Below are 12,222 nucleotides of genomic sequence, written 5' to 3'. Positions count from 1 at the left end.
CATACGCATATGAAAAACAGACGCAACTTCCTGAGCGGCGCGGGTGCCATCACGGGCGCGATCGCCGCCGCCTCGGTGTCCAAGGTGGCGATGGCCGCCTTGCCCGAGCCGGTGCTGCAAACCCGGCCCGACACCATGCCGCCGCTGCGGCCAGCCACCGGGCGGCCGTACAACCCCGTGGTCACGCTCAATGGCTGGACGCTGCCCTGGCGCATGAACGCCGGCGTGAAGGAATTCCACCTGGTCGCCGAGCCGGTCGTGCGCGAGATGGCGCCCGGCTTCAAGGCCCACCTGTGGGGCTACAACGGGCAGTCGCCCGGACCGACCATCGAAGTGGTCGAGGGCGACCGGGTGCGGATCTTCGTTACCAACAGGTTGCCGGAACACACCAGCATCCACTGGCACGGACAGCGCCTGCCCAACGGCATGGATGGCGTGACAGGGCTGACCCAGCCGGGGATCCAGCCCGGCAAGACCTTCGTCTACGAGTTCGTCGCGCGACGCCCGGGCACCTTCATGTACCACCCGCACGCGGACGAGATGACGCAGATGGCGATGGGAATGATGGGCTTCTGGGTCACGCACCCGAAGGCCAGGCACCCGCTGATCGACGAGGTCGACCGCGACTTCGTCTTCCTGCTCAATGCCTACGACATCGAGCCCGGCAGCGCGACGCCCCGGATCATGACGATGCTGGACTTCAACCTCTGGTCATGGAACAGCCGCGTCTTCCCGGGCATCGACTCGCTCAACGTGCGGCAGCACGACAAGGTCCGCATTCGCGTGGGCAACCTGACGATGACGAACCATCCGATGCATGTGCACGGACATGAATTCGTCGTCACCGGCACCGACGGCGGCCCGACGCCGAGGAGCGCGCGCTGGCCCGAAGTGACGGCGGACGTCGCGGTCGGGCAGATGCGGCAGATCGAGTTCGTGGCCGATGAAGAGGGCGATTGGGCCTTCCATTGCCACAAGAGTCATCACACGATGAACGCCATGGGCCATGACGTGCCCACGATGATCGGCGTCGATCACGGCGACGTGGTGAAGAAGATCGCGCGCCTGGTCCCCGACTACATGGTGATGGGGGAACGCGGCATGGCGGACATGGGCGAGATGGAGATGCCCCTGCCCGACAACACGGCCCGGATGATGACCGGCGAGGGCCCCTTCGGCTCGGTCGAGATGGGCGGCATGTTCAGTGTCGTCAAGGTGCGCAAGGACCAGAAGCCTGGCGACTACTCGAATCCCGGCTGGTTCAAGCACCCGCCCGGCACCGTGGCCTACGAGCTCGGAGGCCCGGCGCCCGAGCCGCCGCGCGCGCGCGATGCAGGGGCCTCGGCCATGCCGGCGCAGAACATGCCCGCGACAGACATCGAGGTCCAGGTGCGCAAGCCGACAGGCCATTCCGAACACTGATTTCTTCAACGACGCCTGAATTGAAAGGACATTCATGAAAAACCTCCGAACCGCCACCATCGCCGTGTTGACCACCCTGTTGGCTGCCGGCGCCTCCGCATCGGGCATTCACCCAGGCGGCCATGACCACGACGAAACGGCTGCCATCGGCAAGGCGGGTGTCGCCGCGAAGGCGCGTCGCACGGTCAAGGTCGACATGAGCGACGCAATGCGCTTCACCCCCGCGAACATCAACGTGAGGCAGGGCGAGACCGTGCGCTTCGTCATCACCAACTCCGGCAAGCTCAAGCATGAATTGATGCTCGGTACCGAGAGGGAACTGAAGGAGCACTACGAGGTGATGAAGAAGAACCCGGAGATGGAGCACGACGATCCGAACCAGGTCTCGCTGGCTCCCGGCGCCCAGGGCGAGATCGTCTGGCAATTCACCAAGGCGGGCCGGGTGGATTTCGCCTGCCTCCAGCCGGGCCACTACGACGCCGGCATGAAGGGCGCGGTCAACGTGCTCAAGGCGAGCCGCAAGACCGCGCACAACTGAACCATTTCGTCCGAACAGATCGACAAGGAACGCACATGCTCCAGCTTCGCAAGCTTTTCTTCGCCTGCACCGCCGCCCTGGCGCTTGCCGGATTCGCTCACGCACAGACCGGCGCAAGCGCGGTCGCGGCTGCGCCCGCGGGCGGTTCGCCCACGGCAGCCGAACTCGTCGACGGGCAGGTCCGGAAGATCGACAGGGAAAACAGGAAGATCACCCTGAAACACGGCCCTTTGACGAACCTCGACATGCCGGGCATGACGATGGTGTTTCAGGTCGCGGACGAGGCCATGCTCGACAAGGTGCAGCCCGGCGACAAGGTCCGCTTCATGGCGGAGAAGGTCGACGGCAGGTTCACCGTCACCCGGATGGAAGCCGCCCGTTAGATGGCCTGCGCCTAGCGGCCTCGTCTGACGCGCCGGAGCTCGTCGAGGACGAGGCAGATCGCCCCAATGGTGATGGCGCTGTCGGCCACGTTGAAGGCCGGGAAGTGACGACCCGCGAGATGGAAGTCCAGGAAGTCGACCACGTAGCCGTGCATCAGCCGGTCGATCACGTTGCCGAGCGCGCCGCCGAGGATGGCGGCCATGGCGAACGAGAACATCTTCTGCCCCGCATGCGACTTGAGCATCCAGACGATGAACAGCGCGGCGGCAACGCCGATGAGGGTGAAGAACCAGCGCTGCCACCCCGCCGCATCGGCCAGGAAGGAGAAGGCCGCGCCCGTGTTGTGGGCCCGCACGATGTTGAAGAAGCTCGTGATGAGAGTGGCATCGCCGAGCTTGTAGTAGCCGAGGATCAGCGTCTTGGTGAACTGGTCGAGGATCAGGATCACGGCGGACAGCCCCAGCCAGGGCCAGATGCCGGCACGGGGCGAAGCGAGGGAACGGGTGCTCATCAGGCAAAGCTCCTTGCTTCTCCGGGGCCGTAGAGGTTGGATGTGCATCGGCCGCAGATGCCCGGGTGGGCGGAGTCGTGACCCACGTCATCGCGCCAATGCCAGCAGCGCTCGCATTTCACCGCGGAACTCGTGACCACGCCGGCCGACAGGGCTTCGCCCGCGATGAGCTCGACCGCGGAGGTGATCAGGACGAACTTGAGATCGTCCCCGAGCGTCGCCAGTAGCGCGTAGTCGTCGGCTGTCGCGGTCAGCGCCACGTTGGCCTGCAGCGAGGAGCCGAGCTTGCCGTCCGCGCGAACGGTTTCGATCTCCTTGTTGACTGCGTCGCGGATCTCTCGGATGCGCGTCCACTTTGCCAGGAGGGCCGCGTCGGGTGTGCCGAGGTCGCTGTAGGTCTGCGTGAAGATCGATTCGCCGTTGCCGACGAATTTCCACGCCTCTTCCGCCGTGAAGCTCAGGAAGGGCGCCATCCAGCGCAGCATCGCCTGCGAGATGTGCCAGAGCGCCGTCTGCGCGCTGCGGCGCGCGGGCGAGCCCGGGGCCGTGGTGTAGAGACGGTCCTTCAGGACGTCGAGGTAGAAGGCGCCGAGGTCTTCGGAGCAATACACCTGCAGCTTGGCGACCACGGGATGGAACTCGTAGACCTTGTAGTGCGCGAGGATCTCGGCCTGGAACTGCGTCGCGCGGCTGATCGCATAACGGTCGATTTCCAGCAACTGGTCGAGCGGCACCGCATCCTTGGCGATGTCGAAGTCGCTGGTGTTGGCGAGCAGGAAGCGCAGCGTGTTGCGGATGCGCCGGTAGGCGTCGACCACCCGGGCGAGGATCTTGTCGTCGCCCGCGATATCGCCCGAATAGTCGCTGGCCGCCACCCAGAGCCGGATGATCTCGGCGCCAAGCTTCTTGTTCACTTCCTGCGGATCGATGCCGTTGCCGAGCGACTTGCTCATCTTGCGGCCCTGGCTGTCGACGGTGAAGCCGTGCGTGAGCAGGCCCCGGTAGGGCGCTCGGCCTTCGAGCGCGCAGGCGATCAGCAGCGAGGAATGGAACCATCCGCGATGCTGGTCGTGGCCTTCGAGGTAGAGGTCGGCCTCTGGGCCGGATTCGTGGTGCACGCTGGGGTGCGTGCCGCGCAGCACGTGGAAGAAGGTCGAGCCGGAATCGAACCAGACTTCGAGGATGTCGGTGCTCTTCGTGTAGTGGGGCGCGTCGGCTTCTCCGAGGATTTCCTCGGTGGTCACGCGGCTCCAGGCCTCGATGCCTCCCGCCTGGACGATGTCGGCCGCCTGGTCGAGGATTTCCATCGTGCGCGGATGCAGCTCGCCCGAGTCCCTGTGCAGGAAGAAGGGGATCGGCACGCCCCAGCTGCGCTGGCGGCTGATGCACCAGTCAGGCCGGTTGGCGATCATGTCGTGCAGGCGCGCCTTGCCGTTCTCCGGGTAGAAGGTGGTCTGCTCGATGGCCTCGAGCGCGGTCTGGCGCAGGGTCTTGGAGGCCTTGTCCTTGGTGAACACGCCTTCGCCCTCATCCATGCGGATGAACCACTGGGCCGCGGCGCGGTAGATCACCGGCGTCTTGTGGCGCCAGCAGTGCGGATAGCTGTGGGTGATGGCCTCGGTGGTCAGGAGGCGGCCCGCATCGCGCAGGGCCTGGATGATGACCGGCACGGCCTTCCAGATGTTCTGGCCGCCGAAGAGCGGGAAGTCCGGCGCGTAGGAGCCATTGCCCTGCACCGGATTCAGGATGTCGTCGTAGGCCACGCCATGGGCCACGCAGGAGTTGAAGTCGTCCACGCCGTAGGCCGGCGAGGAATGGACGAGCCCGGTGCCATCGTCGGCCGTGGCGTAGTCCGCCAGGTAGACGGGCGACAGCCGGCGGTAGCCTGCATCGGCGTGGTACAGCGGGTGCTCGAACTCCAGGCCAGCCAGCTTCTCGCCCTTGACCGTGGCCAGAACTTTGCCGTCGAGGGCATAGCGGGTCATGCACATCTCGACCAGCGAGGCGGCGAGCACGAGCAGGCCGCGCTCGGTGTCGACCAGCGCGTAGTCGAGTTCGGGGTTCAGGTTGATGGCCTGGTTGGCGGGGATGGTCCACGCGGTGGTGGTCCAGATGACGGCGAAGGCGTCCTTGGCGAGCGATGGAAGCCCGAATGCAGTAGCCAGCTTCGCGGGATCGTGGGCCTTGAAGGCCACGTCGATGGTCTGCGATTTCTTGTCCGCGTATTCGATCTCGAACTCCGCCAGAGAGGATCCGCAGTCGAAGCACCAGTAGACGGGCTTGAGCCCGCGATAGACGAAGCCGCGCTCGATCACTCGCTTGAAGGCGCGCAGCTCGCCGGCCTCGTTGGCGAAATCCATCGTCTTGTAGGGATGGTCCCACTCGCCCAGCACGCCCAGGCGCTGGAAGTCCTGCATCTGCTGGGCGATCTGCTCGGTGGCAAAGGCGCGGCTCTTGGCCTGCATGTCGTCGCGGCTCAGATTGCGGCCGAACTTCTTCTCGATCGCGTTCTCGATCGGCAGGCCGTGGCAGTCCCAGCCTGGAACGTAGAGCGCGTCGAAGCCTTCGAGCTGGCGAGCCTTGGTGATCATGTCCTTCAGGATCTTGTTCACCGCGTGGCCCATGTGGATCTGGCCGTTGGCGTAGGGAGGCCCGTCGTGCAGGATGAACTTGGGCGCGCCTTGCCGCGCAGCGCGCAGGCGGTGGTAGCGGCCTTCGTCGTTCCATTCCTTGACCCAGCCCGGTTCGCGCTTGGGCAGGTCGCCACGCATCGGGAAAGGGGTGTCGGGCAGGTTCAGCGTGGCGCGATAGTCGGTGCCGCCGTCGGTCTTGTTGTCAGCCATGGGGTTTCCAGAAGTCTGCGCCGCATTGCAACGCTCGAGGGATCGATGGGGCGCGCGGCGCAATGCGAAAGTGCTGCCGGGCGCGGCGGAAGTGGCGGCTCCGCCCTAAATTCGGTCGCGCGTGGTCTGACGATGCGTCTCGGCGTGGGTGGAAGCAAAGAACGCACGCGCGTCGCGCCCATCCTTGGCGATGCCCGCTGTGAGGGCCTCGAGGCTGGTGTAGCGCAATTCGTCGTGCAGTTTGTGCAGCAGTTCCACGCGGACGATTTTACCGTAGGCCCCCTCGGCACCCAGCTTGGCGGGCCAATCGAGGCAATGGGTCTCCAGCAGCACGCGGCCGGCGTTGACGTCGTTGGCGTCGAGCGAGGGCCGTACGCCGAGGTTGGCCACGCCATGCAAGGGCCTGTCGGCGAGCCCGTGCACCTGCACGGCGAAGATGCCGCTCGCGGCGGGCTTCCAGTGCTTGAAGCGCAGGTTGAGCGTGCGGAAGCCGTCGTCGCGGCCGGGCTCGGAGGCGCCCAATGCACGGCCGAGCTTTCGGCCATGAACCACGTGGCCGGAGATCGCATACGGCCGGCCGAGCAGGACCTGGGCGTCGGTCATGCGGCCTTCGGCCAGCGCCTCGCGCACGGCGGAACTCGACACGCGCAGGCCGTGCACCTCGTAGCTGTTCATGCGGGCCACGTCGAAGCCGTGCCGGTCGCCGGCCGCATCCAGCATCGCGTAGTCGCCTGCGCGCTTGGCGCCGAAGCGGAAGTCGTCACCCACCAGCACGTAGCGCGCGCCCAGGCCTTCGATCAGCACATGCTGGATGAATTCCTCCGGCGTCTGCGATGCGAGCCGCCTGTCGAAAGGCAGCACGATCGTCTGGGCAACGCCGCTCGCTGCGAGTTCGCTGAGCTTGTCGCGCAGGGTGCCGATGCGCGCCGGGGCGAGTTCCGGGCGCTTGTTGAGGGCCGCGAAGTAGTCGCGGGGATGGGGCTCGAAGGTCAGCACGCAGCTGGGCAAGCCTCGCAGGCGCGCCTCGGTGCCGAGCAGCCCGAGCATGGCCTGGTGCCCGCGGTGCACGCCGTCGAAATTGCCAATGGTCAAGGCGCAGGCCGCAGCCACGCCCGGATGCCTGAATCCCCGGAAAACCTGCATGGGTTGGTATCTTTTTGATAGCGCTTTGCGCCCGCCGAATGGGCACATGGGGGTCTTTTTGTCACAAAGCCGGTATATTGTGACTCAGTGCGTTGCGCGCAAGCTTTCGCGGCAAGCGTCGCATACCTGGTCTTTCCGTTGTTCTTCCCTTGTTTGAGGAGGCGTGTGGTGAAGGTCTTGAAGCTGTCGGCCCAAGGGCTGCCCCAGTCGTGGATTTCGCTCGAGCAGGCGGTGATCCACTACGCGGCGGACGAAGTGCGCTGGGAAGTGGGCGCACAGGTCGCGTTGTTTCGTGGCGGGCACAACGCTGTCACGGGCGAGCAGTCCCAGATTGCGGTCAACAGCATCATCGGCACCAAGGGCGTGCCTCGCATCAACCCCTTCATGCAGCGCCCGGGTCTCACCAACAGCAAGCTTTTCGCCCGCGACCGCAACATCTGCGCCTACTGCGGGGGGCATTTCCACGACGAGGAACTGACGCGCGAGCACATCATTCCGTTCGCGCAGAACGGCATCGACACGTGGATGAACGTGGTCACGGCCTGCAAGCCCTGCAACCACCGCAAGAGCAGCCGCACACCCGAGCAGGCGAACATGCCCCTGCTCTATGCACCCTATGTGCCCAGCCTGTGGGAGGACTTCATCCTGCGCAATCGCCGCATCCTGGCGGACCAGATGGAGTTCCTGATGGCCCATCTGCCGCAAAGCTCGCGACTGCACGGCTAGCGCCAGGCGGGCGGGCGCTTCTCGATGAAGGCCTGCACGCCTTCCAGCGCGCTTTCGTCCATCATGTTGCAGGCCATCGTGCGGGCCGCGTCGTCCAGCGCCGCGGCCACGCCGGTTTCGAGTTGTCGATAGAACAAGGACTTGCCCAAGGCCAATGCGGCCCTGGGCTTGGCGACGATGCTGGCGACCAGGGACTCGACTTCGGCGTCCAGTGCCTCGGGTTCGGCCACGCGGTTGATCAGTCCCTTCGCCATTGCCTCGCGGGCATCGATGAAATCCCCCGTCACCAGCATCTCGAAAGCCGCCTTGCGGCCGAGGTTGCGAGACAGGGTCACGCTGGGTGTGGCGCAGAAGAGCCCGACGTTGACGCCGCTGACGGCGAAGCGCGCGTTGCTCGATGCGACCGCCAGATCGCAGATCGCGACCAGTTGGCAGCCGGCGGCGGCTGCGATGCCGTGCACGCGTGCGATGACCGGCACGGGCAGGCGCTGGATCGCCAGCATCATCTCGCCGCATCGGGCGAACAACGCCTCGTAGTAGGCGAGAGAGGGCTGCGCGCGCATCTCCTTCAGGTCGTGGCCGGCGCAGAAAGCCTTGCCGGCACCGGCGAGCACGACGCAGCGCACGCTTTCGTCCGCGGCGATCGCAGCGAACTCGCCTGCGAGCGCTTCGATCATTCGCTCCGAGAGCGCATTGAAGGCCTGCGGTCGGTTCATCGTCAGTGTCACCGCTCCCCGCGCATCGCGGGAATGCAACAGCGGGGATTCGGCGGCGGTGTTCATGGGACTCCTAGTACGTGAGTTCGAGCACGCTGACATTGTCCTGCGCGGCGGGCCATGTCTGGCCAATCAGCCGCTCGCCGTTGAACTCCGCGCTCACCGCGCGGGGTGTGTCGCTCGCCAGTTTGAGCTTCGAGCTCGATACGCCCGCGCCTTGCGGCGGCACGCCCGGTAGCGCGGCCTGTCCGTCGAAGCGCATCGTGTCGCGCCGGGCGTCGAAGTAGCCTCGCGGCCGCGTCAGGATCACGAGCGCCTTGGCGTCGCGGTCGACGGCGGCGATGCGCTCCGGTCGAAGCTGGACCACGCTGCTCGAACGCGGGAAGGGACTGCGGTAGATGTGTGTGGTGGCGTATCCCGGCGCGCTCAGCAAGAATTCATAGTGGGTGCCGGGTTGGGCAGTGAAAGGCCCCCAGCGGCCATCCTGCCCGATGGTCTGCTCCCAGGCCGCGGCGCCGCGGCGGGTGCCCGTGCCCACGTCGACCGCGAAGACGGCCAGGCGCGCGCCAGCCAGCGGCAGGTTATTGGGCGACGGGCCGCTCGCCGCATCGAGCGGATCAACCCCCAGGCCGGTGATCCTGCCGGACAGCACGATCGGAGATTCAGCCTCGGGCTGCAGGGTGCGCGGCGGCTCGCCGGTCAGAAAGCGCCAGCTTGTCTCGAAGGCGGCCGGGGAGAACGAGGTCTCGCGATGGTCGACGCTCGGAAGCGCCACGTTGGTCGCACCTTTCAACGCCGGGCCGTCGAAGCCGATGTGGGTAGGCGTGCCCTTGGCGCCAATCCACAAGCCGTCGGGCTGCGCGTACTTGTCGTTGGTGTCTGAGCGCAGGGTGAGCCACTTCACGCCGGGCGTGACCTCGTCGCCGTTGGCATTTTTCGGTGCGTTGAGTTTCCGAATGAAAGGGCTCAGGCCGGAGAACTCGTTACCCTCGCGCAACCCCTTGACGGCCCAGATCCCGTGCGCCGGGTTGCCGCCCAGGATCACATGGCTCACGACCCGATCGCCGCCTTCGTTCTGCACGTAGTTGCGGATCGCGTTGCCGCCGCGCGAGTTGCCTATCAGGACGACCTCGCTGGCGCCGGTGGTCTTCAGGACGCGCTCGACTTCGCTCTTCAGGAAGGCCATCGATTCGGCGGTCGAACTGCGCCCCGGCTGCGGCACCGCATCGTCGTCGCGCGCCACCGGATAGGGTTGATCGATCGCAAAGAGCCGATCGCGCGGCCAGCCGTTGGACTCGAAGCGCCAGATCGTCGTCTGCCAGAGCGCAGCCGAATCGCCGTCGCCATGCATGAAGACGATCGGCGGCCACTTGGTGGAAACGGGCGTGGTGGTGCAGGCGGCGAGCATGGTGACGGCGAGACTCAGGGCGATCAGATGACGACGAGTGTGCATGGCAAATTCCATTCCAGAAAAAAACGCCCGCCAGCTGGAAGCCGGCGGGCGCGAGTGGCTATCCGGGAAAGATAGCGGCCCAGTGTGTCAGGCGAAGACCCCGGCCGTGTCCTGCATGCGCGCCGACACTTCGCCGAGGTGGTGCAGCGTGTCGCCGAAAGTGATTTCGAGTTGCGTGAGCTTCCTGAAGTAGTGGCTCACGATGTATTCGTCCGTCACGCCGATGCCGCCGTGCAGTTGCACAGCCTGCTGGCTGACGAAGCGCATCGACACGCCCAACTGGTACTTGGCGCGTGCCAGAGCCTGCCGGCGTTCGGCGGCTGGCGCGTTGAGCTTCAGACTCGCGTAGTAGCTCATGGAACGTGCGAGTTCGAGCTGCATCTTCATGTCGACGACGCGATGGCGCAGCGCCTGGAAGGAGGCGATCGCGACGCCGAACTGCTTGCGCGTGTTCATGTATTCGACGGTGATGGCGAGCGTCTTGTCCATCACGCCCACCGCCTCGGCGCAGGCGGCGGCGATGCCGATGTCGATCGCATGCTCGAGAGCCGGCAGTCCGTCCTTCGTGATGAGCGTGGCTGCGGCCTTGTCGAACACGACCTCCGCGGCGCGGCTGCCGTCCTGTGTTCCATAGCCGCGTGCCGCGACGCCGCTGGCGGCCCGCTCGACGAGGAAGAGGGCGATCTTGCCGTCCAACTGGGCCGGCACGATGAACGCATCGGCTTCATCGCCCGCGGGCACGAGGCTCTTGATGCCATTCAGGCTGAAACCGTCGTCGGCCTTGACGGCCCTGGCGTCGCAGACGTCGAGCCGGTAGCGCGCCTTGCGCTCCTGCCAGGCGAGCACGATCATCGCCTGTCCGCCCGCGATGCGGGGCAGCCAGTTGTCCTTGGTGTCCGCGTCGGCGTGGCCCGCGAGCACCGCGCCCGCGATGAAGGACTGCGCGAGCGGCTCCAGCACGATGCCGCGGCCGAGTTCTTCCATCACGACCATGCCTTCGACGGGGCCCATGCCCAGGCCGCCTTCATCCTCGGGGATGTAGAGGCCGCCCAGGCCCAGTTCGGCCAGCTCGTCCCAGGCCTCGCGGGAGAATCCGCCCGCCGCCTCGGTGGCACGGCGGCGTTCGAAGCCATAGCCCTTTTCGACCCACTTGGCGACCGCGTCGCGAAGCTGTTGCTGGTCGTCGCTGAAATTGAAGTCCATTCTCTGATCCTTGCAAACTGCGCTCAACCGAGGACGGTCTGCGCGACGATGTTTCGTTGCACTTCGTTGCTGCCGCCGTAGATGGTGGTCTTGCGCATGTTGAAGTACGTGGATGCGAGCGGGGCCAGCTGCGGGTGCCCCCCGGGGAAATTGCCTTGCCATCCGGCCGACATGGCTTCGCGGATCAGCGGGAGGGCGTAAGGGCCGCCGGCCAGCATCATCAACTCGGAATAGCGCTGCTGGATCTCGCTTCCCTTGATCTTCAGCAGGCCGGCGATATCCAGGGAGTTCTTGCCGGAGGTCGCAGCCGAGAGCACGCGCAAGACCAGCATTTCGAGCGCGACCACGTCGACCTCGAGCTTGGCGATCTCGTCCCGGAATCGCTGGTCATCCCAGACGCCCTCGCTCTTGGCAAGGCGCTTGAGTCGCTCGAGTTCGCGCTTGGCGCGATTGACGTCGGCGATGTTGGTGCGCTCGTGGCTCAGCAGGTGCTTGGCATAGGTCCAGCCCTTGTTCTCTTCGCCGATCAGGTTCTCCGCCGGAACCTCCACGTTGTCGAACCAGACTTCGTTGACCTCATGGCCACCGTCCATCAGCTTGATGGGCCGCACGGTGACGCCAGGGGATTTCATGTCGATCAGCAGGAAGCTGATGCCGGTCTGCGGCTTGCCCTCGTTGCTGGTGCGCACCAGGCAGAAGATCCAGTCGCCGTACTGGCCGAGTGTGGTCCAGGTCTTCTGGCCGTTGACGATGTACTTGTCGCCCTGACGCTCGGCCTTGGTCTTCACGGAGGCGAGGTCCGAGCCGGAGCCCGGCTCGCTGTAGCCCTGGCTCCACCAGACTTCGCCGCTCGCGATGCCGGGCAGGAAGCGCTTCTGCTGTTCGGCGTTGCCGAAGGCCTGGATCACCGGGGCCACCATGACGGGGCCGAAGGGAATGATGCGGGGCGAGCCTGCCAGCGCGGTCTCTTCCTCGAACAGGTGCTTCTCGATGGCCGTCCAGCCGGGGCCGCCGAATTCCTTGGGCCAGCCGTAGCCCAGCCAGCCCTTCTTGCCAAGGATCTTGGCCCATCGTTGCAGGTCGTCGCGCGTGAGTTCCAGTGCGTTGTGCACCTTGTGGGAGATCTCTGCGGGAAGGTTTTCTTTGACCCAGGCGCGAATATCTTCGCGGAACTTCTGTTCTTCAGGGGTGAAGCTCAAATCCATGCGTGCCTCGCTGTGTTGATCGATCGCCGCCTATCCGGCATGCCTCGGCGTGTCTCCGAGCCGCTGGTTTTAGCACGG

The 12,222-nt window shown here is 65.8% G+C and carries 11 protein-coding genes; 4 read left to right on the top strand and 7 right to left on the bottom strand.

Translation table 11 applies throughout. The features are described from left to right. Positions 1-9: 9 nt before the first annotated feature. Genes AC1DNF_RS05345 through AC1DNF_RS05335 form a run of 3 tightly spaced genes read left to right on the top strand, consistent with a single transcriptional unit; the run spans position 10 to position 2,343 of the window. Complete coding sequence (locus AC1DNF_RS05345; RefSeq protein ID WP_478147514.1) at positions 10-1,422, top strand: multicopper oxidase family protein; 1,413 nt, start codon at positions 10-12, stop codon at positions 1,420-1,422. Between the two features lie 34 nt (positions 1,423-1,456). Then, positions 1,457-1,960, top strand: a complete 504-nt coding sequence (locus tag AC1DNF_RS05340) for a cupredoxin domain-containing protein (protein WP_478147513.1) — start codon at positions 1,457-1,459, stop codon at positions 1,958-1,960. Positions 1,961-1,995: 35 nt separating this feature from the next. Next, positions 1,996-2,343 carry a copper-binding protein gene (locus tag AC1DNF_RS05335; RefSeq protein ID WP_478147512.1) on the top strand — a complete coding sequence of 116 codons (348 nt, stop codon included), beginning with the start codon at positions 1,996-1,998 and terminating at the stop codon, positions 2,341-2,343. Between the two features lie 11 nt (positions 2,344-2,354). On the opposite strand, the gene lspA is transcribed toward AC1DNF_RS05335, so the two are convergent. From lspA to AC1DNF_RS05320, 3 genes are all read right to left on the bottom strand, one after another. Beyond that, positions 2,355-2,855, bottom strand: a complete 501-nt coding sequence (gene lspA / locus AC1DNF_RS05330) for a signal peptidase II (RefSeq protein WP_478147511.1) — start codon at positions 2,853-2,855, stop codon at positions 2,355-2,357. Further along, positions 2,855-5,698 (bottom strand): isoleucine--tRNA ligase, encoded by a 2,844-nt coding sequence (gene ileS / locus AC1DNF_RS05325; protein ID WP_478147510.1) that lies wholly within the window; start codon positions 5,696-5,698, stop codon positions 2,855-2,857. Before ileS ends, lspA begins: the two co-directional genes overlap by 1 nt. Positions 5,699-5,803: 105 nt before the next feature. Next, the gene (locus AC1DNF_RS05320; RefSeq protein WP_478147509.1) at positions 5,804-6,841 is read right to left on the bottom strand and encodes a bifunctional riboflavin kinase/FAD synthetase; all 1,038 of its coding nucleotides are present in this window, start codon (positions 6,839-6,841) and stop codon (positions 5,804-5,806) included. A gap of 168 nt (positions 6,842-7,009) precedes the next feature. On the opposite strand from AC1DNF_RS05320, the gene AC1DNF_RS05315 reads away from it, so the two are divergent. Beyond that, positions 7,010-7,567: an HNH endonuclease gene (locus AC1DNF_RS05315; protein ID WP_478147508.1), complete on the top strand. Its 558-nt coding sequence runs from the start codon at positions 7,010-7,012 to the stop codon at positions 7,565-7,567. Here the strand turns inward: AC1DNF_RS05315 and AC1DNF_RS05310 are convergent. The 4 genes from AC1DNF_RS05310 to AC1DNF_RS05295 all read right to left on the bottom strand — a co-directional run bounded on the left by AC1DNF_RS05310 (position 7,564) and on the right by AC1DNF_RS05295 (position 12,144). After that, positions 7,564-8,349, bottom strand: a complete 786-nt coding sequence (locus AC1DNF_RS05310; protein WP_478147507.1) for an enoyl-CoA hydratase — start codon at positions 8,347-8,349, stop codon at positions 7,564-7,566. The genes AC1DNF_RS05315 and AC1DNF_RS05310 overlap by 4 nt on opposite strands. A gap of 7 nt (positions 8,350-8,356) precedes the next feature. After that, entirely contained in the window at positions 8,357-9,736 is a 1,380-nt protein-coding gene (locus tag AC1DNF_RS05305; RefSeq protein ID WP_478147506.1) for an alpha/beta fold hydrolase, read from the bottom strand. A gap of 87 nt (positions 9,737-9,823) precedes the next feature. Next, positions 9,824-10,939: an acyl-CoA dehydrogenase family protein gene (locus AC1DNF_RS05300; RefSeq protein ID WP_478147505.1), complete on the bottom strand. Its 1,116-nt coding sequence runs from the start codon at positions 10,937-10,939 to the stop codon at positions 9,824-9,826. Positions 10,940-10,962: 23 nt separating this feature from the next. Next, positions 10,963-12,144 carry an acyl-CoA dehydrogenase family protein gene (locus AC1DNF_RS05295; RefSeq protein ID WP_478147504.1) on the bottom strand — a complete coding sequence of 394 codons (1,182 nt, stop codon included), beginning with the start codon at positions 12,142-12,144 and terminating at the stop codon, positions 10,963-10,965. Positions 12,145-12,222: the final 78 nt, after the last annotated feature.

The organism is Variovorax sp. 01T432, from assembly GCF_056398605.1.
The sequence above is the reverse complement of the archived record's forward strand: the minus strand, read 5'-3'. Positions and strand labels throughout refer to the sequence as shown.